This is a genomic window from Chromobacterium sp. FG22 (genome assembly GCF_057809415.1).
The window spans coordinates 82,745-106,003 of record NZ_JBMDJX010000015.1 but is presented as its reverse complement, the minus strand read 5'-3'; the positions used below and the strand labels follow the sequence as shown (position 1 = coordinate 106,003).

At 67.0% G+C, this 23,259-nt stretch carries 22 protein-coding genes; 2 read left to right on the top strand and 20 right to left on the bottom strand.

What is annotated here, in order from left to right:
• Positions 1 to 118: 118 nt before the first annotated feature.
• The 12 genes from ACODSD_RS15690 to ACODSD_RS15635 form a co-directional block, all read right to left on the bottom strand.
• Positions 119 to 1,078, bottom strand: a complete 960-nt coding sequence (locus tag ACODSD_RS15690; protein WP_488877747.1) for a PDR/VanB family oxidoreductase — start codon at positions 1,076 to 1,078, stop codon at positions 119 to 121.
• Between the two features lie 51 nt (positions 1,079 to 1,129).
• On the bottom strand, positions 1,130 to 2,152 hold the full coding sequence (locus ACODSD_RS15685; protein ID WP_488877746.1) for a Rieske 2Fe-2S domain-containing protein: 1,023 nt from the start codon (positions 2,150 to 2,152) through the stop codon (positions 1,130 to 1,132).
• A gap of 19 nt (positions 2,153 to 2,171) precedes the next feature.
• Positions 2,172 to 2,402 (bottom strand): recombinase-like helix-turn-helix domain-containing protein, encoded by a 231-nt coding sequence (locus tag ACODSD_RS15680; RefSeq protein ID WP_107799138.1) that lies wholly within the window; start codon positions 2,400 to 2,402, stop codon positions 2,172 to 2,174.
• 27 nt (positions 2,403 to 2,429) lie between these two features.
• A complete protein-coding gene (locus tag ACODSD_RS15675) occupies positions 2,430 to 3,404 on the bottom strand; it encodes a VOC family protein (RefSeq protein WP_227103898.1) in 975 nt (324 codons plus the stop codon).
• Positions 3,405 to 3,508: 104 nt separating this feature from the next.
• Positions 3,509 to 4,987 carry an aldehyde dehydrogenase gene (locus ACODSD_RS15670; protein WP_488877745.1) on the bottom strand — a complete coding sequence of 493 codons (1,479 nt, stop codon included), beginning with the start codon at positions 4,985 to 4,987 and terminating at the stop codon, positions 3,509 to 3,511.
• A gap of 8 nt (positions 4,988 to 4,995) precedes the next feature.
• Positions 4,996 to 5,826: an aspartate dehydrogenase gene (locus ACODSD_RS15665; protein ID WP_488877744.1), complete on the bottom strand. Its 831-nt coding sequence runs from the start codon at positions 5,824 to 5,826 to the stop codon at positions 4,996 to 4,998.
• Between the two features lie 4 nt (positions 5,827 to 5,830).
• On the bottom strand, positions 5,831 to 7,495 hold the full coding sequence (locus tag ACODSD_RS15660; RefSeq protein WP_488877743.1) for a thiamine pyrophosphate-binding protein: 1,665 nt from the start codon (positions 7,493 to 7,495) through the stop codon (positions 5,831 to 5,833).
• A complete protein-coding gene (locus tag ACODSD_RS15655; protein WP_107799133.1) occupies positions 7,485 to 8,285 on the bottom strand; it encodes an SDR family oxidoreductase in 801 nt (266 codons plus the stop codon). The genes ACODSD_RS15660 and ACODSD_RS15655 overlap by 11 nt, the downstream gene beginning before the upstream one ends.
• 12 nt (positions 8,286 to 8,297) lie before the next feature.
• A complete protein-coding gene (locus ACODSD_RS15650) occupies positions 8,298 to 9,116 on the bottom strand; it encodes an IclR family transcriptional regulator (RefSeq protein ID WP_107799132.1) in 819 nt (272 codons plus the stop codon).
• Positions 9,109 to 10,011 (bottom strand): alpha/beta fold hydrolase, encoded by a 903-nt coding sequence (locus ACODSD_RS15645; protein ID WP_253315402.1) that lies wholly within the window; start codon positions 10,009 to 10,011, stop codon positions 9,109 to 9,111. Before ACODSD_RS15645 ends, ACODSD_RS15650 begins: the two co-directional genes overlap by 8 nt.
• A gap of 12 nt (positions 10,012 to 10,023) precedes the next feature.
• A complete protein-coding gene (locus tag ACODSD_RS15640) occupies positions 10,024 to 10,779 on the bottom strand; it encodes an SDR family oxidoreductase (protein WP_488877742.1) in 756 nt (251 codons plus the stop codon).
• Between the two features lie 46 nt (positions 10,780 to 10,825).
• Positions 10,826 to 11,710, bottom strand: a complete 885-nt coding sequence (locus tag ACODSD_RS15635; protein WP_227103883.1) for a hypothetical protein — start codon at positions 11,708 to 11,710, stop codon at positions 10,826 to 10,828.
• A 297-nt stretch (positions 11,711 to 12,007) separates the two neighbouring features.
• Between ACODSD_RS15635 and ACODSD_RS15630 the strand changes: the two genes are divergently transcribed.
• Positions 12,008 to 12,556, top strand: coding sequence for a cupin domain-containing protein (locus ACODSD_RS15630; protein ID WP_107799129.1), 549 nt, complete (start codon positions 12,008 to 12,010; stop codon positions 12,554 to 12,556).
• Positions 12,557 to 12,645: 89 nt separating this feature from the next.
• Here the strand turns inward: ACODSD_RS15630 and efp are convergent, their stop codons facing one another.
• The 6 genes from efp to ACODSD_RS15600 form a co-directional block, all read right to left on the bottom strand.
• Positions 12,646 to 13,209, bottom strand: coding sequence for an elongation factor P (gene efp / locus ACODSD_RS15625; RefSeq protein WP_048412240.1), 564 nt, complete (start codon positions 13,207 to 13,209; stop codon positions 12,646 to 12,648).
• A 62-nt stretch (positions 13,210 to 13,271) separates the two neighbouring features.
• Positions 13,272 to 14,417, bottom strand: coding sequence for an elongation factor P maturation arginine rhamnosyltransferase EarP (gene earP / locus ACODSD_RS15620; RefSeq protein WP_488877741.1), 1,146 nt, complete (start codon positions 14,415 to 14,417; stop codon positions 13,272 to 13,274).
• Positions 14,418 to 14,748: 331 nt separating this feature from the next.
• Entirely contained in the window at positions 14,749 to 16,050 is a 1,302-nt protein-coding gene (locus ACODSD_RS15615) for a NupC/NupG family nucleoside CNT transporter (protein ID WP_107801759.1), read from the bottom strand.
• 280 nt (positions 16,051 to 16,330) lie between these two features.
• Positions 16,331 to 16,510, bottom strand: coding sequence for a cbb3-type cytochrome oxidase assembly protein CcoS (ccoS, locus tag ACODSD_RS15610; protein ID WP_019103031.1), 180 nt, complete (start codon positions 16,508 to 16,510; stop codon positions 16,331 to 16,333).
• On the bottom strand, positions 16,510 to 18,945 hold the full coding sequence (locus ACODSD_RS15605; protein WP_488877740.1) for a heavy metal translocating P-type ATPase: 2,436 nt from the start codon (positions 18,943 to 18,945) through the stop codon (positions 16,510 to 16,512). Before ACODSD_RS15605 ends, ccoS begins: the two co-directional genes overlap by 1 nt.
• A 108-nt stretch (positions 18,946 to 19,053) precedes the next feature.
• On the bottom strand, positions 19,054 to 19,719 hold the full coding sequence (locus ACODSD_RS15600) for a 7-cyano-7-deazaguanine/7-aminomethyl-7-deazaguanine transporter (RefSeq protein ID WP_107799126.1): 666 nt from the start codon (positions 19,717 to 19,719) through the stop codon (positions 19,054 to 19,056).
• A 169-nt stretch (positions 19,720 to 19,888) separates the two neighbouring features.
• Here ACODSD_RS15600 and ACODSD_RS15595 point away from each other — a divergent pair, with 169 nt between their 5' ends.
• The gene (locus tag ACODSD_RS15595) at positions 19,889 to 20,875 is read left to right on the top strand and encodes an NAD(P)H-quinone oxidoreductase (RefSeq protein WP_488877739.1); all 987 of its coding nucleotides are present in this window, start codon (positions 19,889 to 19,891) and stop codon (positions 20,873 to 20,875) included.
• A 65-nt stretch (positions 20,876 to 20,940) separates the two neighbouring features.
• Here ACODSD_RS15595 and ACODSD_RS15590 read toward each other — a convergent pair whose 3' ends face one another.
• Together ACODSD_RS15590 and ACODSD_RS15585 are read right to left on the bottom strand one after the other, a co-directional pair.
• Positions 20,941 to 22,248 carry an enoyl ACP reductase FabMG family protein gene (locus ACODSD_RS15590; protein ID WP_488877738.1) on the bottom strand — a complete coding sequence of 436 codons (1,308 nt, stop codon included), beginning with the start codon at positions 22,246 to 22,248 and terminating at the stop codon, positions 20,941 to 20,943.
• Between the two features lie 119 nt (positions 22,249 to 22,367).
• Entirely contained in the window at positions 22,368 to 23,243 is an 876-nt protein-coding gene (locus ACODSD_RS15585; RefSeq protein WP_486636923.1) for a hypothetical protein, read from the bottom strand.
• Positions 23,244 to 23,259: the final 16 nt, after the last annotated feature.

Genomic DNA, 23,259 nt, shown 5'->3' with positions numbered 1-23,259 from the left:
GGGGCGGTCTTGTCGCCGCTCGAGGCGCGCCGGCAGCGGGCGCAAAGGCTCCCCGCCGGCCCGCTTGGGGCCGGTTGTGGTGAAGGGGGAGACCGTCGCGCCCATCGCGGGCGCGCGTTTAGAGATCCAGGACCAGCTGCCGGCTCTTGCAGCCGGAGACGCAGATCATCATGGTGTTGCCGGCCTGGCGTTCGGCCGGGCTCAGCACCGAGTCGCGGTGCTCCGGCTCGCCGTCCAGCACCCGGGTTTCGCAAGCGCCGCAAATGCCTTCCCGGCAGCTGCAGTCCACCTTGACGCCGTGGGCCAGCAAGGCGTCGAGCAGGGATTGGCCGGCGGCCACATTGAGCTTGCGCCCGCTTTGGGCCAGCACCACTTCGTAGGGCGCGCGCTCGGCGGCGTCGGCCTGCGCGGCGGGCTTGGCGGCGAAGCGTTCGATGTGGACATGGGGCAGGGCCAGGTCCGCGCATATTTGCTCAAAGCTGTCCAGCATGGGGCCGGGGCCGCAGCAATAGAAATGGCTGTCGGCGGGGAAGCGCTCCAGAAAGCCGGCGAGCTTGGGCGGGCAGCCGGCTTCGGCGTCGATATGCCAGTCTATCGGCTGGCCGCCGCGGGCGATGTCGTCGGCCAGGGCCGCCTGTTCGCGGGTGCGGGCGCAGTAGAGCAGGCTGACCGGCCGGCCCAGTTCGCGCATCCGCGCGTACATGCTGTAGATGGGGGTGATGCCGATGCCGCCGGCGATCAGCACGGTTTGGCCGGCGCTTTCTTCCAGCCGGAAATGATTGCGGGGCGCGGAAGCCGGCAGTTCCGCGCCGACGCGCAGCTGCTGATGGATGTAGAGAGAGCCGCCGCGGCTGGCGCGGTCCAGCTGGACGGCCACCACGTAGGCGCGCGGCGCGCAGCGCGGCGTGACCAGCGAGTAGCTGCGCGCCATGCCGTTGGGCAGGTGCAGATCGATGTGGGCGCCGGCCTCGGCTTGCGGCAGCGGGCCGCCGTCCGGCCGGGCCAGCTCCAGGCTGAGCACGCCGTCGGCTTCGCGACGCATCGCCTCCAGGCGCAGGGTGAGCAGGGTTTGAGTCATGGCGGGATCTCGTTGCGGGCGCGGAGCGGCATGGCCGCTCCGACGCGGGGTTCAGCCTTGAGCGGCGGCCATTTGTTCGGCGGCGAGGCGGCGCAGATAGCGGCGCTGACGCACGATGCCCATATCGTGCTGGTACAGGAACTCCCGGTCCCAGGCGTCCAGCTCCATGTTTTCCAAGGCTACACGGTCTTGTTCCAGCACCTGCCAGTGGCGCGCCTCCAGCCGGTTTTTATACAGAAAGCGCCAGGTGTCGCGCTGCCAGCCGCTGACCTTGCGGCAGCGCCAGAACACCACGGCGCACAGTTCGCGGCTGATCGGGGTGTACATGCCGATGATGGTGAAGTTGCCGCCGGGGCCGCCGGTCTTGGGATAGGGGATTTCCAGCCGGTGCCACATCGCCGTGCCGTCGTCTATGAGTTCGGTCCAGTCGAAGTTGACGTTTTTTTGGCCGGTTTTTTCAAAGACGAAGCCTTGCTCCAGGTCCCGGATGGCGAATTCGGCCTGGCTGGCGCCCTCGGACATGGTGTGGGATTGCTTGTGCAGGAAGGCGCCGTGCATCGGGTCCATCACATTGTCGGCCACGTAGCGGTAGTCGTTGCCCCATTCCACATAGCAGGGAAAGTGGCTCCATTCGTCGGAGTTCAGATACTCCGGCAGCCGCAGCGGAGGCGGCGCGTCCACCTCTTGGCTGGCGTTGTAGATGAAGATCATGCCGGCCTGCTCCTCCACGTGAAAAGCGCGAGTGGCCTTGGCGCCTTCCAGCTTGCAGCCGGGGCTGCCCGGCACCCGGGTGACGGTGCCGCGGCAGTCCACCTCCACGCCGTGATAGGCGCAGCCCAGGCGGTCTCCCAGCACAAAGCCCATGGACAGCGGCGCGCCGCGGTGCGGGCAGTGGTCTTCCAGGCAGTGGACCTTGCCGTTGGCCGGCTCGCGCCACAGCGCCAGCTTGTAACCGAGGCGGCGCAGGCTGACGGCGCGATCGCCGACGAAGCGGGACGGACAGACCATGTGCCAGCGGTCTTTGAGGCCCTTGGCCAGATAGGCGTCGATTTGTTCCATGCTGAAATCGCTCATGATGTTCTCCTCGATGGGTTTATTGCGCCAGGCGCGCCATTTCGGCGCGGAACAGCGCTTCGTTCCAGCTGCCGCCGTTGGGCGCGGACGGGCCGTGCTGGTTCAGGTGGGCAAGCAAGGCGTTCAGATCGTGGATTTCCTGCGCGTAAGCGCGCTCCAGGGCGTCGCCCAGCAGATCTTCGTAAGGCGTGGGGGCGGTTTGCTGCGCCTGGCGGGGCTCCAGATAGCGGGACGGGATGACTCGGCTCATGGGGTTCTCCTTGGGACGGGCTGCGGTTTAGCGGTCGGTTTCGCCGGTTTTGTCGGTGAGAAAGCCCCGGCGCGGCGTCTCTGCGTGTTTGGGGCGGCGGGTGTGGCCGTCCAGGCCGCCGGTCACCGCCCATTCCGCGAAGCGTTCCGGCCCGGGCTCGAAATCGCGCGGCTGCCAGGCTTCGGTCAGTTCGTCTTCGTCGCTGTAGTACTCGACCAGGCCGCCGGCCGGGTTTTCGAAATACCAGAAGTAGGCCGAGGAGATGGGGTGGCGGCCCGGGCCCAGTTCGGTTTTCCAGCCGAGCCGGTCCATGGCCAGGCCGCCGCCTATCACTTCGTGTATGTCGCGCACCGCGAAGGCCACGTGGTTGAGGCCTTTCTTGCCGCTGGGCAATTGCAGCAGGAATAGATCATGGTGGCCGCCGCGCGGCGCGCAGCGCAGGAAGCTGCCGCGTTGCGGGTATTGGTCGGACAGGGCGAAGCCCAGCCGGTCGCAGTAAAAGCGCACCATGGCTTCGCGCTGGTCGACGAAGAGCACCACATGACCCACTTCTATCGGTTGGGCGCGTTCGTAAACCGGGGCGCGCTGATCCACGCGCGGCCGTTCGCTCCAGCTGTTGAAGCGGGCGCAGTCCAGTTGCAGCGGGCGCTTGCGGCTGACTTGCAGCGCGATGCTCAGGCCGCAAGGGTCCTGGCAGCGCAGCCGCTCCGCTTCGCGCCGGAAGCCGGGCAGATTGCGCAACTGCGCGGCGTATTGATCCAGATCGCCGGCGCTTTCCACGCCCCAGACCACTTCCACCAAGGTGGGCCCTTCCTCCAGGCCGGCGGGCAGTCCGGGCAGGTCCGGATGGGAGACGCGCACCACGCAGTCGTTGAGGCTGCGGAATTCCAGTTGCTGATCGCTTTCCCGCTCCAGGCGCAGTCCCCAATCCAGGAAAAAGCGTTTGCAGGCGGCCAGATCGGCCGCGCGATAGTTCACTTCGTCTATGCCAAGCACCGCCATGGCGGATCCTCCTCTTGTTGTGAAGCCGGTGGAATGCGGTTTAGAGCCGCTGGCAAAACCGCGTAGAGAGCCTGAGCCCAGCTAGGGGTTTTGTGAGCGGACTCTTAGTTGGCCCAGGGCAGCGGTTCCGGATTCAGCCCCCAGTACACGCCTTTCTGCTCCATGTATTGCAAGATGCCGTGCCGGCCTTTTTCGCGGCCCAGCCCGCTGTCGCGCCAGCCGCCGAAAGGGGTGGCCGCCGAGAACTGTTTGTAGGTGTTGATCCATACGGTGCCGGACTGCAGCGCGCGCGCCAGGCGCCAGGCGCGCTGCGCGTCGCGGGTCCAGACGCCGGCCGCCAGCGCGTAGACGCTGTCGTTGGCCTGGGCGATCAGATCGGCCTCGTCGTCGAAGGGCAGCGCCGCCAGCACTGGGCCGAAGACTTCGTCCCGGCATAGCCGCGCCTGGTTGTCCAGGCCGTCGACGATGGTGGGCGGGTAGTAATGGCCGCGATCAAACAGGGCGCCGCGCGGACGCTCGCCGCCGCAGAGCAGGCGGCCGCCGTCCTCCAGCGCGCGCGCCACATGGGCTTCCACCTGTTCGCGGTGGGCGGCGCTGATCAGCGGTCCCATCTGGGTGAGGGGGTCGGCCGGGTCGCCCAGACGCAAGCGCCGGGCGCCGGCCGACAGCCGGGCGATGAAGTCGGCGTACAGCGGGCGGGCGATGAAGAGCCGGGAGCCGGCGACGCAGGATTCGCCGGAGGAGCTGAAGATGCCGTAGAGCACGCCGGCCACTGCGTGGTCGAGGTCGGCGTCGGCAAACACGATGGTCGGGGATTTGCCGCCCAGCTCCAGCGAGACCGGCATCAGTTTTTGCGCCGCCAGCGCGGCGATGTGGCGGCCGGTGGCGGTGCCGCCGGTAAAGGCCACGCGCCGCACCAGCGGGTGACGCACGATGGCGTCGCCGATCAGCGAGCCCTTGCCGGGCAGCACGCTGAGCAGGCCCTTGGGCAGGCCGGCCTGTTCGCAGATCCTGGCCAGCTCCAGCGCCAGCAGCGGCGTGGCCTCGGCCGGTTTCAGCACCACGGCGTTGCCGGCGGCCAGGGCCGGAGCCAGTTTTTGCGCCTCGCTGGCGATGGGGGAGTTCCAGGGGGTGATGGCGGCCACCACGCCCATGGGCTCGTGCAGGCTCAGGCTCAGATAATCGCCGCGCGAGGGGGTGACGCTGTCTTCCAGCGTTTCGCAGGCGGCGGCGAAGAATTGAAAGGTGTCGGCGGCGCTGGCCACCAAGGCGCGGGTTTCCCGGATGGGCTTGCCGTTGTCCAGCCTTTGCAACTGGGCCAGTTCTTCGGCGCGCGCGCGGATGCCTTCGGCCACGCGGTAGAGCACCCGCGCGCGTTGGTGCGGCTTCCACTGCGGCCAGCCGCTGGCGTCGAAGGCGCGTTGCGCGCCCTGGACGGCGTCTTCCACATCGTCCAGGCTGGCGGCGTGCAGACAGGCCACGGCTTCGTCGGTGGCGGGGTAGCGGCTGTGATAGAGATCGCCGCGGCCTGGCCGCCACGCGCCGGCAATGCAAATGGGCAGGGGGGAGGAGAGTGTGCTCATGATGGCTCCTAGATGGCGATGGCCCGGACATGGTTGAGCAAGGCTCGGACCACGCTGTAAACCGTGAGGGCGGAGGTTTTCGGATTGCCGGGCAGCGCTTGGCCTTGCAGGCTGAGACTGAGCTCGCCGAAGCCGCCGCGGGCGTCTATGCAATGCTGGTTGCCGTGGGCGGCCGGGTCGGCGTAGAGCCGGACCTGCACCCGGTCCAGGCCCAGGCTGGCCAGCGCCACGGTGGCGGCGACGTTGGCGTTCTTGGGAAAACGCCGCGCCGCTTCCCGCGCGCTGCCGGAGAAGATCAATTGCGCCTGGCTCAAGGCCGCCAGATCCCAATCCCGTTCCGCCGGCGTGCCGCGCCAGGCCAGCGGCGGCTTGCGGCCGGTGTAGCTCACCTGTTCCAGCCCCCCCAGACGAGCGGCGGCCAGCGCGTCGATGGCGCCGACGGCGCCGGAGAGCAGCCGCGCTTGCGCGCCGCCGCGCCGGGCCGCCTGTTCCAGCCGTTCCGCCAAGCCGTCTTCGGTCAGCGCGCCGGCGGAGACGATCAGGCAGTCGATGCCGCGCTCCAGCGCCGGCAGCACGTGTTGGGCGACGGCGGCGTGGCCGGCGCATTCCACCAGCAGATCCGGCGCGGGCGCGTCCGGGTCCAGCGCGCGCCGCGGCCTCGCCAGCGGGGCGAGGCGGGCCAGGGTGTCGCGGACGCGGGCGTCGTCCGGCGCGGGCACCAGCACCTGGCCGACGCGCAGGGCCGGCTCCGCCGCGATCCCTTCCAGCACGCCGGCGCCGACGGCGCCGCAGCCCACCAGGGCGATGTCCAGCACGGGTTTGGGATGAGAGCGGTCCATGGGCTCAGTCCTGTTGCTTGGTGGGCGGGCCGGCGAAGACGCTTTTGAAGCGGCCTATCGCCAGCATGTCGATTTCCAGCAGGAAGGGGCCGCTGTGCTCCAGCGCCGCGGTCAGCGCCTGATCTAGCTCCTCCAGCCGGCTGACCTTGCGGTGCGGCAGCCGCAGCGAGGCGCACAGCTGGGCGTAGTCCGGGGTGTGCAGGTCCACATAGCAGCGGCGGCCGCCGTAGTGGGCGTCCTGGATGTTCTTGATCACGCCGTAGCCCTGGTCGTTCATCAGAATCATCACCAGATCCGCCTGCTCCTGAACCGCAGTGGCCAGCTCGCCCAGATTGAGGATGAAGCCGCCGTCGCCGGCCAGGCCCAGGGTTTTGCGGCCGCTGCCGTAGGCGGCCGCGCCGATGGCGGCGCCTATGCTCATTGCCAGCCCCTGGCCGATGCCGCCGCCCAGCGCGTGGACGCCGGCGGTGGCGGAGAACAGCCGCAGCTGGCGGTTGCCCCAGGTGCTGTTGGAGACGGTGACGTCGCGCACCCAGTTGAAGTCGCGGCCGATGCGGGCTTGCAAGGTTTCCACCAGGCGGCGATAGGGCCCCAGCCCGTCCAGCAGCGCGTCCACGGTGGCCTGGCGCGCGCGCCACAGATCGGCGGGCAGGGCCGGGTCCACGCGCATCCGGCCTTCCAGCCGCCGCGCCAGCCCGTCCAGCGCCAATGCGGCGTCGCCGCAAACGAAGACGTCGTCGACGTAGCCGCGGCCTTCCGCCGCGGGGTCCGCGTCGATGCGGTATAAGGGGCGCGGCAGCTTGAGCTGGTATTTCAGGGTTTCATTGCCGCGCAGGCGGGAGCCGACCACCAGCATGGCGTCGCAGCTTTGATAGAGGTCCTCCACCGGCGGGTGCAGGTTGTAAGCGCCCAGGCTGCGTTCATCGTCTTCCGGCACAATGCCGCGCCCCTGGGTGCTGCTGACCACGCCAAAACCCAGGCGCAGCAAGCGTTGAGCCGCGTCGGCCGCGCCGCGCGCGCCGCCGCCCAGCCACAGCAGCGGCCGGCGCGCCGCGGCCAGCCGGTCCGCCAGCGCGTCGAGCGCAGCCTCGGACGGGACGGCGATCAAGGGCGGCAGCGGCGTAAGATCGGTCGGCAGCGGGATGCGCTCGGCCTGGATGTCGATGGGGATTTCTATGCTGACCGGTCCGCAGGGCGCGCTCAGCGCGGCGCGCGCCGCCTGTTTGAACACGCCGACCGCGGTTTGCGCGTTGCGCACGCGGAAGGCGGCCTTGGACACGGCGCGCAGCATGTCGAGCTGCTCGGGCGCTTCATGGATGTAGGCCAGCTCCTGGTCCAGATAGGGCGTTTCAATCTGGCCGGTGATGTGCAGCAGCGGCGTGCCCGCGGTCAGCGCCTCCACCATGCCGCCGGCGGCGTTGCCGGCGGCGGTGCCGGTGCTGGTCAGGCAGACGCCCAGCCGCCCGGTGGTGCGGGCGCAGGCGTCGGCCATATTGGCGGCGCCGGCCTCTCCGCGCGCCGGCACGAAGCGGATGCGGCCGCGTTGGTTCAGCGCGTCGAGTATGGGCATATTGTGGATGGAGATCACCCCGAAGGCGGCTTTGACGCCGCAGTTTTCGAGGAAGATCGCCAGCGCTTCGCCGACGGTGACAGTGTGTTTATCGGGCATGACGCGACAGGCCTCCAGAGATGTCGAGATGGCTTCCCGTGGTGTAGGAAGAGAGCGGGGATGCGAGGAAGAACACGGCTTGGGCGGCCTCTTGCGGCAGGCCCAGCCGGCCGAGCGGAATTTGTTTGCGCGCGGCGAGCGCGGCGCTCCATTGGTCCCAGTCTTGTGTTGGGTCCTCGCGCTCGGCGAAGCGCCGCCGCCATTGTCCGGAGTCGACCAGGCCGATCAGGATGCCGTTGACGCGCACGCCGCGCGGGGCGAACTCGGTGGCCAGCGAGCGAACCAGATTGAGCACGCCGGCGCGGGCGGCGGAGGTGGCGACCATATGCGGTTCCGGCTGCAGGGCCAGCAGGGAGTTGACGCAGACGATGGCGGCCGGCGCGCGGCGCTCCAGCTGCGGCAGGAAGCCGCGGGTGGGATGGATGACCGACAGGAATTTCAGCCGCAGCTCGTCCAGCCAGTCTTCATCGCTGGTGTCGGCGAAGGTGGACACGCGGCCCTGGCCGGCGTTGTTGACCAGGATGGATGCCGGGCCCAGCTCGGCCTCCGTTTCCGCGGCGAAGGCGTTCACCGCTTCGCGGTCGAGCACGTCGCAGGCGCGGGCCAGCAGCCGGGCGGCGGGGAAGCGTTGCCGCAACAGCGCTTCGGCCTGAGCCAGCCGGGCGGGATCGCGGCCGCAAAAAGCCACCGCGGCGCCGGCGGCGAGAAATTGTTCGACGCAGGCGAGGCCGATGCCGGAGGAGCCGCCGGTGACGACGGCGACGGACTGATCAAGATCGCAAAAGCTCATCGGAGGCTCCGTTCACAGGTGAATGACTTTGCCCATGCCGCCGCCGGCGTGGCCCAGCGCGCGGGACAGTTCGGCGGCGGCGGCGCGGATGTGGCCGGCCAGCGCATCGGCTTGGCCGGGCTCCAGCCTGGGCATGGGGAGGGTGGCGCCGATGGCGGCGATGATGGCGCCGCCGTGGTTGCGCACCGGGGCCGCCACGGTGGAGATATTGGTTTCGAAGAAGCCTTCGCCCACCAGGCAGGTGCGCTCCCGGTCTTGCTGCAGCAGGTGGAACAGCTCCAGCGTGTTGCGCGGGGTCTGGCTGGAATGGATGTCCAGATGCTCTTCCGGATACAGCTCGCGCAGTTTCTCCAGCGGCAGTTCCGACAGCAGGATGCGGCCGAACACGGTGGCGTGAGCGGGCAGCCGGGCGCCGATATTGATGTTGGAGGCGATCCAGGACGGCGGGTTGACCTTGGCGACGTAGACGATGGAGCGTCCGTCGCGCACCACCAGGCTGCAGGCGTGGCCGATCCGGTCGCGCAGCCGGCCCAGCACCGGCAGGCCCAGTTCGGTCAGTTCCAGCGAGGACAGGTATTCGAAACCCAGGCGCAGCACGGCGATGCCCAGCCGATAGTCGCGGCCGCCTTCCGCGCGTTCGATGAAGCCCAGCTGTTCCAGCGTGGCCAGCATGCGGAACACGGTGGAGCGCGGCAGCGCCAGCCGGCGCGCCAGCTCCGGCGCGCTCAGCGTGGGCTCGCCGCGGCTGAATTCACCCAGCAGGCGCAGGCCGCGCTCCAGGGCCGGCACGGTATAGCGGGCGGCCGCGTCGTTGAGGTTCTGCTCATCCATGATGGGCTTCCTTGGTGTGGGGGTGGGACGGGGCGAGAGCGGCGCTGAGCAAGTCGGCGAGCGCCGCCGGCGCCTCCACGTGACAGGCGTGGCCGCAGCCGGGAATCAGATGGAAGGGCGCGTTGAAGGCGGCGGCCACGGCCTGGCAATCCGCCGGCGGCGTGGCCAGATCGCGCTCGCCGCAGAACACCGTCACCGGCAGCGGCGACGGCGCGTAGCGGGCGATGTCGTCGCCAGTCAGCAGTTCGACGGCTTGGCCGTAGCCGTCCTCCTTGAGTTGGGCCATATTCCAGCGCACCCAGGCGCGCGCGGCGGCGTCGGCGGAGGCGGAGAGCAGCCTGGCCGGCGCCTGGTCCGCCACTTGGGCCAGGCCCTGGGCGTGCAGCGCGCGCAGCCGTTCGCCGCGGATGCGCGCGCCGTCGGCGCGCCGATCGGCCGCGCCGTAGCCTTGGGCCGGCGAGACCAGCAGCAGCCGTTCCAGCCGCTGCGGATGCCGGCGCGCATGGGCGGCGGCCATCAGTCCGCCCAGGGAATGGCCGACCAGCGCGCAGCGGGTGACGCCGGCGGCTTTGAGAAAGCCTTCCAGCGCCTGCGCGTAGTCGTCGGCCTTGGGGCGGGCCTGCGGCAAGGGGCTGGTGTCGCCGTAGCCGGGGGCGTCCCAGGCCAGCACGCGGGCGCGGGGGGCGAGCGCGGCGGCCACCTCCATCCAGCTGGCCGAAGTGGAGCCTATGCCGTGCAGCAGCACGATGGTGGCGTCGCCGGCGCCGCATTCGCGGTAGGCGACGACGCGGTCGTTCACCTGGAGCCGGCGTTCCGGAAAACATTGGCGCAAGCGTCGGCGCAGTTTGAGGAGCAGGGTTTCATCGGCGTTAGCGGGCAGGTCCAGTGCGCTCATGGCGGTTTTCCTTCAGTGCATGACGAAACCGCCGTTGACCGCCAGCAATTGGCCGGTGACGAAGCGGGACAGGTCGGATAGACAGAACAGCACGGCGCCGCAGACGTCGTCCGGGGTTTGCGGCCGTTCCAGCGCGCGTTGCGCCACATAGTGGCGGTGGCGCTCGGCCGCCACCTGCTCGGTGGCCTCGCCCAGGGTCAGCCCGGGCGCGACGGCGTTGACAGTGATGCCGGCCGGCCCCAGTTCGCGGGCCAGGCTGCGGCTCATGGCGATGACCGCGCCCTTGCTGGCGGCGTAGGCCAGCAGCCGCGGCGCGCCCCACAAGGCGGTGTCGGAAGCGAGGTTGACCACCGCGCCGCGCCCGGACGCGCCCAGCGCCTGGGAGCAGGCCATGGTCATCAGCCAGACGCCGCGCACGTTCACCGCCATCACCCGGTCCCAGCACTCAATATCCAGCTCGGCGGCGGAGACGCCGCCGGAATCGGTGACCGCGCCGTTGTTGACCAGGCCGTCCAAGCCGCCCAGGCGCTGGACGGCGTCCTCGGCGCAGCGGCGGATGGCGTCCGGGTCGGCCAGATCCAGCGGCAGCGCCCAGGCTTGATGCCCGGCGGCGCGCAGTCGTTCGGCCTGGGCCTGCGCCTGTTCATGGCGCAGGTCCGCTATCGCCACCGCGGCGCCTTCGCGCGCCGCGCTCTCGGCGAAGGCGAGCCCCAGGCCGCGCGCGCCGCCGGTGATCAGAATGCGTCTGTTCTTGAGGTTGTCCGGCATGAAATCTCCTTGATAGGGTTGGCGTGGGCGCGAGGCCGTTTGCGGATTAGAAATGCCATTCCAGATTCAGACTGGGCGTATTGGTGTCGATGCCGGGACCGCCGCTGTTGCCGTAGGTGTTGCGGCGCAGCTCGTAACCCAGGCCCAGCCAGAGCGCGTTCTTGGCCTTGAAGGCCAGCAGGCCGATATCGGCCATCAGCGAGGGGCGGATCAGGTATTCGGCGGCGGTGTCCCGGTTCTGGTAATCCTTGCCCTTCTTGGCGTTGTAAAAGGCGTAGCCCTGGAATTTCAGCGGCAGCCCGGCCCACTGGAAAGGCAGGCCCCAGGCCAGTTCCAGGCGCGGAAAGGGATCGAAGGCGACGCTATTGCTGTTGCCCGCCTGGCGGCAGGGGTTCAGGCCGCATTCGCCCCATTCCCGCGCGTAGAGCAGGGCCAGATTGAGGTAGCCGGGCACGTCGAACTGCGCGGTGGGGCCGATGACCAGCATGCGTTTGGCCGGGGAAAAGGCGGAGTTCTTGGTTTCCACGTCGAAGCCGGCTTGCAGCGAGAAGTCGCGGATCGGGCCGAAGTCGGCGGTGCTGCCGCTGAGCTTTTTCCATTGCAGCTGATGGCGGTAGGCGAGATAGAACTCCGTGGCGCCGTTGTCCGCGCCGGAGCTGGACGGGTCGGCGCCGTTGGAGCGCAGGTAATCCAGCACGAAGAAATTGCTGCCTAAGCGATAGGCGGAACTGTGGTTGAGGGTGAGGATTTGTTTGCGGATGTCCCGGTTGTTGCCGGGCTCCTGATAGGCGTTGCCGAAGCGGTAGCCGATGAAGGTGTCGGACCAGTCCGCGGCGTAGGCGGGCGCGGACAGGGCCAGGCAGAGCGCGGCCAGCGTCCGGGGGCGTCGGACGCGGGACGGTCGAGTACAGGGCAAGCGGATAGGGGGCATTGCTGTTTCTCCTCATAAACCTGGTCGTCATTGAATGCGCCGGTTTTTATTTTTGTTCCACCTATAAAACAAGGATTTATTTGTGGAACATGATCGACTTTATGAGGTGAAAACCGAGCAAAATATTAGGGTTTTCCCTAATGTTTGGCCTGGGTTCGGCTTGCCTAGGCTATAGAAGATTTCATTAATGAAATCATGTTTCATAGACGGAACAAATGAGGCGCCCTGCGCCGCGCCCTGCGTTCCGGTTTCGACATTCCAGCCTGCGAGCAGGCTGCCCGCCGTTGAAAGACCACCATGAACAATGATCGTTTGAATGAATTGGTGCGGGAGGCTCTGCCTTCCTTGGCCAGGCCGGCCGGCAAGAGCTTTGCCGAGTGGATGGCGTCGCGTTGCGTGTTGCGTTCCACCCGCCGTTACGACTGGGACGCCTTGAAGTTTCAGGCGGATTTCAAGCCGGAGTACGGCCGCGCGCAGATGCGCTATGTCGGCACCGGCGCCACCGGGGTGGCCGCCGACGGCAATACCGTGCCGGCGGTGCACTTCACTTTTTCCACGATGAAGATTCCGCCCGGCCATATCGGCCCCCTGCATCTGCACACCGACGCGGAGGAGATTTTCTTTGTGTTGCAAGGCACGGTGAAGCTGTTTTGCGAATCTTTGGAAGGGGAGCGTTGGGAGGCGGTCGTCGGCCCGCGGGATCTGATCTCGATTCCGCCGGGGATCTACCGCGGCGAAGAGAATGTGGGCGACGACGACGCCTTGCTCTGTGTGATGGTGGGGTCGCCGCGGCCGATGACGCCGACTTACCGGCCGGACGACCCCTTATCCAGGATCAAGCGCTGATGGCCTGTCGCTGACACGCTGCGCTCAAAACAAAAGCCGCCCGGCGCATGGCGCCGGGCGGCTTTGGGCACTGCGAAGCAAGAGGGCGCTTAGGCGCGCTTCTTGAATTCGTTGGTGCGGGTGTCGATTTCGATCTTTTCGCCGGTGTTGACGAAGGCCGGAACCTGAACTTCGAAGGTGGTGCCCACCAGGCGAGCCGGCTTCAGCACTTTGCCGGAGGTGTCGCCGCGTACGGCCGGTTCGGTGTATTCCACTTCGCGAACCACGGTGGTCGGCAGTTCAACCGAGATGGCCTTGCCGTCGTAGAAGGTCACTTGGCACACTTCTTCCATGCCGTCGACGATGAAGTTCAGCGTGTCGCCCAGGTTGTCGGCTTCCACTTCGTACTGATTGAATTCGGTGTCCATGAACACGTACATCGGATCGGCGAAGTAGGAGTAGGTGCAGTCCTTGCGGTCCAGCACGATGACGTCGAACTTGTCGTCGGCGCGGTATACGGCTTCGCTGCCGGCGCCGGTCAACAGGTTCTTCATCTTCATTTTCACAACGGAGGCGTTGCGGCCGGATTTGCTGAATTCAGCCTTCTGCACGACCATCGGGTCGCTGCCTACCATGAATACGTTGCCGGCGCGGAGTTCTTGTGCGGTTTTCATTACTAAAAGTCCCAAACTCTTGATTGAAGTCGGAAAAAAAGGTTTCCGAAAAACGGCGTATTCTAGCCGATTTCCCGGACAAAGTGCAGCAGTCTGTCGCCCAGATCGCCGTCCGCCAGCAATTTTTCCGGCCAGGCGGCGGCATGCTCGCGCCAGGCGGGCAGCCAGGCGGCCAGTTCCGTCCACGCGGCGGCCATGTCGGCGCCGTGGTTCCAGGCATGGCTGGCGGCGCTCAGCGCCTGCGCCGCGCCGGCGGGCAGCGCCGCGCCGTACTGTGACAAAAAGGCATCAAGCTTGGCCAGATGGGCGGCGTCGTCCTGCGGGTAGATGTGCCACAGGAACGGCCGGCCGGCCCATTGCGCGCGCACGAAGCTGTCTTCGCCGCGCACCAGATTGAGGTCGCAGGACCATAGCAGCAGGTCGTAGCTGTCCTGGTCGGTCATCGGCAGCACCTTGACCGTCAGTGGACCCTGGCGCGCCAGCATGCCGGCGCGCAGTGAGTGGCCGAACACGCGTTCCACATCAGGCAGCGCCTTGCCCTCCGGCACCAGGCAGGTGACCGGGCGCTCGCCCAGCGCCCAGGTGGCCAGCAGGCTGGTGACCGCCGGGTTTTCATAGGCGAACAGGCTGACCCGGAATTCGTCCACGGCGGGCTCCGGCAGTTCCAGCAATTGCCAATAGGCGCGGCGCGCCAGTGCGTCGTCCTGCCACTGGCGGCGGACGTCGAGCAGGCCCTGTTCGCAGATCAGGCCGCCGGTGTCGGCCTCGAAGCCGGGAAAGAAGAAATGCTTGGTCAGCGGCAGCCGCGGATGCGGCGAGGGCTGGCGGTGGCAGCCGCGGGTCCAGTCTTCCGCCGACAGGTATTCCAGATTGATCCACACCGGCTTGACCGCCTTGGCGGCCATCGCCTGTTCAAAGTTCTCCGGCAGCCGGCAGCCGAAGGCCTCGATCACCACCTCGGCGGGCACGGTGTCCGCGGGCGGGCCGTCCGCCGGCCAGTGGCGGACGTCGATGTCGGCCAGACGCTGGGCGGGCAGGGCCGGGTCCAGATCGGGCGCAATGCGGGCGAAGCTGGCCAGGTCGTCCACCCATAGCCGCACTTCCAGGCCGAGGTCGTGGGCCAGCCGACGCGCCAGCCGCCAGGCGACGCCGATGTCGCCGTAGTTGTCGACCACGGCGCAGAAGATATCCCAGTGTTTGCGTTCCATTGGCGGTGCCGCGCGTGAAAATGGCGGCAGCTTAGCACGCCGCCGCGGGTTCATGAAAAACCCCGCGCCGGAGCGCGGGGTTGCATGTTGCTTAAGACGCCGCGGACAAAGGCCTGAGTTCGTAGCGTGGGCAAGTCCTTTGGGCTTGTCCACGCTACAACTAGATCAAAACGCGGTGATTGCTTTTAGAACCGGTTTACGATCTCGCGAGCTAAGGCGAGACAAGGCGAAAACGGCTGAGAAAGCGGAATGTACGCGTGGTACATGAGCATTTCGAAGCTGTACTCACCGTGTAACGCTCCACGACGCGCAGCAGATCGTAAACAGGTTCTTAGAAAATGGACATCCACAGGCCGGCGGTGGTCGCGGTCATGAAACCCGCCATCACCGCGGCGGCCAGCGCGCGCATGCCGATCTGGGCCAGTTCCTTCTGCCGCGACGGCGCCAGCGCGCCGATGCCGGCGACGCAGATGCCCACCGAGCTGAAGTTGGAGAAGCTGGACAGCGCGAAGGTGGAAATCAGGATGGCTTGCGGCGACAGGGTGCCGGCGGCCTTCATCTTGGCCAGGTCCAGGTAGGAGATGAACTCGTTGACCACGATCTTCTGGCCCAGCAGGCTGCCCACTTCCAGGGTTTCGTGCCAGCTCACGCCCATCATGAAGGCGAACACGCGGAAGGCCTGGCCAAACAGGTATTGCAGCGTCAGGCCGTCGAACACGCCGTTGGTGGAGGCCTTGATCATCTCGTTGACGCCCAGCGCGGCGCCGATGCCGTCCTTCACCACGAAGTTGGCCAGCGCGATCATGGACACGATGGCCAGGATGATGGTGGCCACCGCGGCGGCCATCTTCATGCCGGACATCGCGCCGTTGACGATGGCGTTGATGAAGCTGCCCTGATCGTCGTCCTGGCTGTAGTCCAGCTTGTCGCTGGAGGCGTGGTCGCGGTCGGTTTCCGGGTAGATGATCTTGGCGAACACCGCGGCGGCCGGCGCGTTCATGAAGGAGGCCATCAGCAGATAGGTGGCGAACTTGGCTTGCTCTGCCGGATTGCTGCCGCCGAGGAAGGCGACGTAGGCGGCCAGCACGCCGCCGGCCAGCGTGGACATGCCGGCGATCATCACGCAAGCCAGCTCGGAGCGGCTCATGTGCTGGATGTAGGGGCGGATCAGCAGCGGGGCCTCGGTCTGGCCGAGGAAGATGTTGCCGGCCACGGTCAGGCTTTCCGGGCCGGACAGCTTCATGCTGCGCTTCATCACCCAGGCCATGCCGGCCACCACGCGTTGCAGGATGCCCAGATGGTAGAGCAGGGCGCTGAAGGCGGAGAAGAAGATGATGACCGGCAACACCATGAAGGCGAACAAAAAGCCCATGCTGCCGCTGGGTTTGGCCAGGTCGCCGAACACGAAGCTGGCGCCTTCGCCGGAGAAGGTCAGCACTTTGGCGAAGCCGGAGCCGAAGGCTTCGAACACCGCGCGCGCGGCGGGCACGTAGTTGATGACCAGGAACAGCGAACTTTGCATGATCAGACCGATCAGCACGATGCGCCAATTGATGGCTTTGCGATTGGTGGACAGCGCATAGGCGGTGCCCAGCAGGAACAACATGCCGACGAGAGCTTGTAAGGTATTCACGAACAACCCTGAGATGATGGTGCGGAAGTTGACAAGCCGGCGCGCGGCGCCGGACAAGGCGGATCCAACGATTATTAGATGATGATTAGCTAATATTGCTCAAGGGGCGCGATTTTACAGCAAAAATCGGATAACGAAAGCGATTGCGACGCTTTGTCCTTGATTTTATTCGATTTGGGTGAAGATTGGTCCGGCGGCGGGACATGCGGGCGCGCCGCGTCGGAGCAAAAAAATCCCGGCGCGGGGATGCGCCGGGAGGGGTTTGGGCGAGCGCGGGGCTTCAGTCGCGCCGCGGCGTCTCGTCCTTGGCGTCCTTGGGCTTGTCGTCGTCCATCAGGATGCGGTGGGCCGGGCCTTCCATGTCGTCGAACTGGCCGTTGCGGGTGGCCCACCAGAAAATGCCGCCGATGACGAAGGCCAGCACCAGGCTGAGCGGGATGAGCAGATACAGGCTTTCCATCAGGGTCTCCGTTTGACCAGTCGGAGGGCGTTGCCGACTACGATGAGGGAGCTGGACGCCATGCCCAGGCTGGCGATCCACGGCGTGACATGGCCGGCGATGGCCAAGGGCAGCGCCACGATATTGTAAGCGGCGGCCCACCACAGGTTTTGACGAATCACAGACAAGGTCTTGCGCGACAGCTCGAAAGCGCTGGCGATCAGCCCCAGCCGGTCGCCTATCAGCACCATGTCGCCGCTGGCGCGCGCCACGTCGGTGCCGCCGCCCATGGCGATGGACACGTCGGCCTTGGCCAGCACCGGCGCGTCGTTGATGCCGTCGCCCACCATCAGCACGCGCTTGCCGGCGGCTTGCAGCCGGCCGACATAGGCCAGCTTATCCTCTGGCGCGGCGCGGGCGATGTGGGCGTCCATATCCAGCTGGCGCGCCAGGCTGGCCACCGCGCCGGCGCCGTCGCCGCTGAGCAGATGCACGCGCAGGCCGCGCTGTTTCAGCTGGCGCAATAGCGGCGTCGCGTCGGCGCGCACCGCGTCGCCGATGGCGAACAAGGCCACCAGTTCGGTTTCGTCCGCCAGCGCGATCAGGGTCTTGTCGCCGTGCCAGTCGGCGGCGGGCAGCGGGCAGTCGCCCAGCTGGGCGGCGATGAATTCCGGCGAACCGATGCGCCAGGCGCGGCCATCCAGCTGGCCGGTCACGCCCTGGCCGGGATGGTTGCGCAGCGCGTCCGCGGCCTGGTACGGGCCGTCGCCGGCGGCGGCCAGCAGCGCGCGCGCCACTGGGTGTTCCGAACCCTGTTCCAGCGCCGCCGCCGTGGCCAGCGCCGCCGCCGCGTCGCGGCCGGGCGCGGTCCAGCTGTCCAGCAGCCGCATATCGCCATGGGTCAGGGTGCCTGTCTTGTCGAACACCACATCGCTGATCTTGGGCAGGGTTTCCAGCGCATGGCCGCGGGTGGTCAGCACGCCCAGCGCCGCCAGGTGGCCGGAGGCGGCGGTCAGCGCCGCCGGGGTGGCCAGCGACAGCGCGCAGGGACAGGAAATCACCAGCACCGCCACCATGATCCACAGCGCGCGGTCCGGCTCGATATAGTGCCAGCCGATGTAAGTGCCGGCGGCGGCCAGCAGCAGCAGGGCCACGAACCAGCTGGCGAAGCGGTCGGCGATCACCGCCAGCCGCGGCTTCTCCGCCAGCGCCTGGTCCAGCAGCCGCACGATGCCGGCCAGCCGGGTGTCCTGGCCGGTCTGGTCCACCCGCACCACCAGCGGGCTGGCGGCGTTGACGCTGCCGGCGATCACCGCGGAGCCGGCCTCCTTGCTCACCGGCCGGCTCTCTCCGGTCAGCAACGCCTCGTTGCTGGCGCTGTGGCCGTCCAGCACCACGCCGTCGGCGGGAATGGTCTCGCCGGGCTTGATCAGAATCACGTCGCCGGGACGCAGCTGCGTCACCGTGGTTTCCTCGCTTTGACGGCTGGCGGGCCAGCCACTGAGGCGGTGGGCGAAGGCGGGGATCAGCTTGACCAGGCTTTCGGTGGCTTCGCCGGCCTTGCGCCGGGCGATGCCTTCCAGATAACGGCCGCCCAGCAGCAGGAACACGAACATGGACACCGAGTCGAAATAGACGCCATGTTCCACCTTGTTGATCAAGGCCCAGAAGCTGGACAGGAAGGCGGTGAGAATGCCTATGGTCACCGGAGTGTCCATGCCCACGCGCCGGGTCTTGAGATCGCGCCAGGTGGCGCGGTAGAAGGGCACGGCGGAGTAGAGCACCACCGGCAGCGTCAGGATAAAGCTGGACCAGTGCAGCAGCCACAGGAAGTCCGGAGAAATCTCGCCGTCCGGCGCCAGATAGATGGGCACCGCGTACATCATCACCTGCATCATGGACAGGCCGGCCGCCCACAGGCGGTTGATCGCCTGCTTGCGCTCTTTCTGGTTCAGCGCTTCCTGGCGTTCGGCGTCGTAGGGGTGGGCGCGGTAGCCGATGGCGCTGACCGCCTCCAGGATGGCGGACAGTTGGACCCGGCTATTGTCCCAGCGCACGCGGGCGCGGTGATTGCTGTAATTGATGTCTACGCTGACGATGCCGGGCAGCTGGCGGATGTGCTGCTCGTTGAGCCAGACGCAGGCGGCGCAGGTGATGCCTTCCAGCATCAAGGAGGCCTCGCGCAGGTTTTCGGCCTCGAAGCGCACGAAGCTGCGCTGCAGCTCGTCGGAATCGTAGAGTTTGATCTGCTCCAGCAGTTCGAGCGGCACCGGCTCGGCCTGGCGCGCGCCCTCGGTGCGGTGCTGATAGTAATCGGACAGGCCGGACTGGATGATGGTGACGGCTACCGCCTGGCAGCCGGCGCAACAGGTGGGCTGGTCGACTTCGCGGTATTTGACCGGGAACCGGACGTCGGGCGGCACCGGCAGGCCGCAGTGGAAGCAGTTTTCACTCATGATGGCCGATTGTAATCAATCCGGCCGCGTTTGGCTTGCGCTAGCGTGTTGGAATCAGCCGCGGCAGCCCCCATTTCCTGGGGGCGTCCGGCCCGGGCTTGGAGTCGTTTAAGCCGCGTGCAATTGAGCTTCCACACCGCGCAAACTGAGCTGCTTGAGGATGCGGTTCAGGATCACGCCGTACATGGGCAGGAAGAACAGCAGGCAGATCAGCAGCTTGAAGCTGTAGTCCACCAGCGCGATCTCCACCCAGTTGGCGGCCATGAAGGGATCGCTGCTCTTGTAGAAGGCGATGAAGAAGAAGGCCAGCGTGTCGCTGATATTGCCGAACAACATGGCCGAGGCGGGGGCGATCCACCAGGTTTTCAGCTGGCGCAGGCGGTTGAACACCTGCACGTCCAGCACCTGGCCCAGCGCGTAGGCGGCGAAGCTGGCGACGGCGATGCGGGCGACGAATACATTGAAGCTGGCCAGGGCCGACGCGCCTTGCCAGGCGCCCTGGTAGAACAGGGTGGAGATCAGGTAGGAGATCGCCAGGGCCGGCAGCATCGCCGCGAAAATGATGCGGCGGGCCAGCGGCGCGCCGAATACGCGCACGGTCAGATCGGTGGCCAGGAAAATAAAGGGAAAGGTGAACGCGCCCCAGGTGGTGTGGAAGCCGAACACGGTGATGGGCAATTGCACCAGGTAGTTGCTGGACGCGATGATGGCGATGTGGAACAAGGACAGCCACAGCAGCGCGGACAGCCGCTGTTGGCGGGTAAAGCTAAACATGATGTCGGCCTTTTTATTGGATTGGGGTGAGGGAACCCAATGCAGATTCGGTTGGCCCGGTCCGGCGAGGCTGGAACAGGGCAAGGGCGGAGATGATACGCGCCTGCGTCCGCCTTGGCAAAGGTATTTGACATTGCTAATCAGTCGCTTGAGAGCGAAAGGAGGGGGTATGTTGGCAGTTGTGCAGTCGGCTCCGGGCGGAGTCGACACCTTGCGTTTGAACGAGATCGCGCCGCCGGTTCGCGGCGCCGGGCAATTGCTGTTGCGGGTGATGGCGGCGGGCGTCAACCGCGCGGACCTGGCGCAACGCGCCGGGCAGTATCCGCCGCCGCCGGGCGCCAGCCCGATTCTGGGGCTGGAAGTGGCGGGCGTGGTGGAGGAGGCGGACGCGGATTCGCGTTTCCAGCCCGGCGATGCGGTGTTCGGCCTGATCGGCGGCGGAGCTTACGCCGAATACGCGCTGCTGGACGAGGCCTTGGCCATCGCCAAGCCGGACTGGCTGTCCTGGGTGGAGGCGGCCAGCCTGCCCGAGGCCTGGATGACGGCCTGGTTCAATCTGGTGGAAAAGGCCGGCTTGCAGGCCGGCGAGACTGTGCTGGTGCACGCCGGCGCCAGCGGCGTCGGCGCGGCGGCGATCCAGCTGGCGGGCCTGTTGGGCGCGCAGGCTTTCGCCAGCGCGGGCAGCGAGGAGAAGACCGGGTTCTGCCGCGAGCTGGGCGCGGCGCGGGTGTTCAACTACCGGCAAATGCCGGCCTTCGGCCCCATGGTCAAGGACTGGGGCGGCGTCGACGTGGTGCTGGACCCGGTGGGCGCCAGCTATCTGAACGACAATCTGTCGGCTTTGAAGCCGGATGGGCGGCTGGTCAATATCGGCCTGCTTGGCGGCGCCAAGGCGGAGTTGAATCTGGGCGCGCTGCTGATGAAGCGCATCGCCTTGATCGGCTCCACGCTGCGGCCGCAGCCGCTGGAGGTGAAGGCGCGCTTGGCGCGGGCTTTGGAAACCCGGATCTTGCCGGCGCTGGAGCAGGGCCGCTTGCGCCTGACGCTGGATTCCAGCTACCCCTTGGCCCAGGTGGCCGACGCGCATGCGTATGTGGAGGCCAATCGCAATCTGGGCAAGGTGGTGTTGACGCTGTTTCCGGTGCTGGCTGGGTGACGCCTTAAAAAAAAGCGCGCCCGAATGGGCGCGCCGTTTTGTGTCAGCCATCGGCCGAGGTGGTTTTAAGCATGCATCCGGTTCAACTGGCGCGCGATGATGTCATGGTTCAGCCACAGCACCGGGCCGGCGGGCGCGGCGGCTTCGTGGAACATCAGCGGACCGGTGGCGTCGATCACCAGGCTGCTCAGATGGTCGGTGATCAAGGCCTTCTTATCCTGATGCAGGTCCACGATGGCGTCGGACGTGCCTATCATCACCTCGGCCAGTTCCGGGCTGTTCGGCATTGGCCAGGCTTCGAAATTGCGGAAGCCGCGCATCACCTCGCCGCTATTGAGCGCGTCTATCTTCCCCAGCACCTCTTCCAGCGTGTGGCCGTCCTGCAGCAGGGCGGCGCAGGCCTGCCATTGCGTGTCGGCCCAGGCGCCGCCGTCCTCGCGCTTCAGCGCGCGCAGCAGCGCCAGCAGCGGCAGCTCCACGCCGACGAAGATGTCCGAGGAGTTGGTGCGGATTTCCGGGCAGTTGAACACCGTGGCCTTGACGCCTTGCTCCCAGGCGGCGCGGGCGACGTTTTCCAGCCGCATCTTGGCGTAGCCCTGGGTGTAGTTGGTGTAGGTCTGCCACTGGTAGTCGCCGTCGATCAGGATCTCGGTGCCGTGGTAGCCGTAGGCGGTGTAGCGCACCTGGCCGCCGGCGGCTTCCAGCCGGCCGCGCAGCGCGGCGCTGCCGTCGATCAGGTGCTGGAAGGTGTTGGCGGTGACTTCGTCGAAGTTTTGCAGGATCAGCTTGCCCAGATCGCTGTCCAACAGCGCCTGGGTGGACAGGAAGCGCTCGCCGCGGCCCTTGTAGACGCGGTTGGCGATGGCCAGGAAGACCTTGGCCTTGGGAATGCCGCCGGCCATGGTGTGGGCAAAGAACACATTGCGGCCGTCGGCTATCATGCCGTCCAGCTGCGCCATCGCCTGGGCGACGCCGTCCTTGAAGCGCTGCACGCCGATTTGGCGGCATTGCTCGATGTGTTCCCAGTCCAGCTTGTCGTCCTGCCAGCTTTTCAGCGTCAGGGAGGCCAGCAGCTCGGTCGGCGTCGGCGAGCCGTCCTGGTCGAAGCCGGCCATCAGCGGCACATTGATCACGCGGCCGCCGAGGTTGGCTTCGGCCGCGGCCAGTTCTTCCTCGTTCAGCGGGCGCAGCTGGTTGTTCTCGTCGCGGCGGCCCACGGTCATGCCGATGATGTCCATGCCGGCCTTGCGCGCTTCATTGATCAGGCCGTTGGCGTAGCCGCGGCCGAACAGTTCGCCGAACAGGACGAAGACGTCGCCGGGGCGGAACAGGGTGCTTTGCGGAAGCTGTCTCAGGGCGCTGGTTTGAGCCATGTCTTTATCTTTCTCGATGCGGACCGGCGCGGCGCGTGATGGCGGGGCCGGTCACTTGGATGTGTTTGGAGTGATTGCTCGGATCGGGGGCATTCTACCCGCGATCCGGTTTGAGGTGTTCAGTCGGACGTCAGCGGCGACAGCGCTTCTATCAAGGCCACTTCCTGCGCGTAGCTGAGCGCCTTCATCTTGGTCAGGAGTTTTTCGCCGTCCACTTTCCATTGCTGGTCCAGCTCTTCCTCGATGATGCGCGCCTCCACCGCCAGCCACACGCCGCGGCAGGAGGCCGCGTCGTCGAAGCGCACGCCTTTTAGTACCTGGGCGATCAGGTGCAGTTCCGGATCGCTGAACTGGCGCGACAGCAGCGCCTGTTCGCGGCGCACGATCTCGGCGTAGCGGTCGCAGATCTGCTGTACCCGCGGGGCGTCGCCGTAATGGGCCGGCTCGTCGGCCGGGGCGCTCAGCGCGCCGTGCTGGAACCAGGCTTCCAGCGCCGGCTTCAGTTGCGGCAGGTCTTCATGCCAGACCCGGGTCAGTTCTTCGCGGAAGCGGGCGTTGTCGGTGAAGGACAGTTCGTCGAAGGGCATGGCCGGCACCACGCCTTCGTCCAGCGCGCGCTTGCCCACCCATATCCGGCCTTCCTCGTCGCGGCTGACCGCAGCGCGCCAGACCGCTTGCTCTTCGGTGGCCAGGTTGTCGACGTGGATTTCGATATAGGGCGGGGCGATGTCCTGATCTTCTTCCTCAGTGACGAAGCGCAGCGTGATGTCGAACAGGCTGTGTTTGGAGATGTCCAGCAATTGCAGGCCGTCCTTGTGGCCAGCCAGCAGATAGCGGTCGCCATCGTCGTAAACGGCCACGTCGTCTATGCCGGCGGCCGGCTTGATCAGTTGGGCGGACAGGGCGTCGGCCAGTTGGTTGGCATCGTTGTGCTGAACGGCGTAGCCGGTGCGGTAGGCTTCGTGTTCATGCCATAAGGCGTTCCAGTCGTACATGGAGCGTTTCCTCGTC

Bases quoted from the DNA above. Each gene is read 5' to 3' on its own strand.
- efp (WP_048412240.1), bottom strand. From the start codon at position 13,209: ATGAAAACCGCACAAGAACTCCGCGCCGGCAACGTATTCATGGTAGGC.
- ACODSD_RS15635 (WP_227103883.1), bottom strand. From the start codon at position 11,710: ATGCCCCCTATCCGCTTGCCCTGTACTCGACCGTCCCGCGTCCGACGC.
- ACODSD_RS15650 (WP_107799132.1), bottom strand. From the start codon at position 9,116: ATGGATGAGCAGAACCTCAACGACGCGGCCGCCCGCTATACCGTGCCG.
- ACODSD_RS15640 (WP_488877742.1), bottom strand. From the start codon at position 10,779: ATGCCGGACAACCTCAAGAACAGACGCATTCTGATCACCGGCGGCGCG.
- ACODSD_RS15665 (WP_488877744.1), bottom strand. From the start codon at position 5,826: ATGGACCGCTCTCATCCCAAACCCGTGCTGGACATCGCCCTGGTGGGC.
- ACODSD_RS15680 (WP_107799138.1), bottom strand. From the start codon at position 2,402: ATGAGCCGAGTCATCCCGTCCCGCTATCTGGAGCCCCGCCAGGCGCAG.
- ACODSD_RS15645 (WP_253315402.1), bottom strand. From the start codon at position 10,011: ATGAGCGCACTGGACCTGCCCGCTAACGCCGATGAAACCCTGCTCCTC.
- ACODSD_RS15590 (WP_488877738.1), bottom strand. From the start codon at position 22,248: ATGGCTCAAACCAGCGCCCTGAGACAGCTTCCGCAAAGCACCCTGTTC.
- ACODSD_RS15655 (WP_107799133.1), bottom strand. From the start codon at position 8,285: ATGAGCTTTTGCGATCTTGATCAGTCCGTCGCCGTCGTCACCGGCGGC.
- ACODSD_RS15685 (WP_488877746.1), bottom strand. From the start codon at position 2,152: ATGAGCGATTTCAGCATGGAACAAATCGACGCCTATCTGGCCAAGGGC.
- ACODSD_RS15675 (WP_227103898.1), bottom strand. From the start codon at position 3,404: ATGGCGGTGCTTGGCATAGACGAAGTGAACTATCGCGCGGCCGATCTG.
- ACODSD_RS15600 (WP_107799126.1), bottom strand. From the start codon at position 19,719: ATGTTTAGCTTTACCCGCCAACAGCGGCTGTCCGCGCTGCTGTGGCTG.
- ACODSD_RS15690 (WP_488877747.1), bottom strand. From the start codon at position 1,078: ATGACTCAAACCCTGCTCACCCTGCGCCTGGAGGCGATGCGTCGCGAA.
- ACODSD_RS15595 (WP_488877739.1), top strand. From the start codon at position 19,889: ATGTTGGCAGTTGTGCAGTCGGCTCCGGGCGGAGTCGACACCTTGCGT.
- ACODSD_RS15630 (WP_107799129.1), top strand. From the start codon at position 12,008: ATGAACAATGATCGTTTGAATGAATTGGTGCGGGAGGCTCTGCCTTCC.
- ACODSD_RS15605 (WP_488877740.1), bottom strand. From the start codon at position 18,945: ATGAGTGAAAACTGCTTCCACTGCGGCCTGCCGGTGCCGCCCGACGTC.
- ACODSD_RS15585 (WP_486636923.1), bottom strand. From the start codon at position 23,243: ATGTACGACTGGAACGCCTTATGGCATGAACACGAAGCCTACCGCACC.
- ACODSD_RS15670 (WP_488877745.1), bottom strand. From the start codon at position 4,987: ATGAGCACACTCTCCTCCCCCCTGCCCATTTGCATTGCCGGCGCGTGG.
- ccoS (WP_019103031.1), bottom strand. From the start codon at position 16,510: ATGGAAAGCCTGTATCTGCTCATCCCGCTCAGCCTGGTGCTGGCCTTC.
- ACODSD_RS15660 (WP_488877743.1), bottom strand. From the start codon at position 7,495: ATGCCCGATAAACACACTGTCACCGTCGGCGAAGCGCTGGCGATCTTC.
- earP (WP_488877741.1), bottom strand. From the start codon at position 14,417: ATGGAACGCAAACACTGGGATATCTTCTGCGCCGTGGTCGACAACTAC.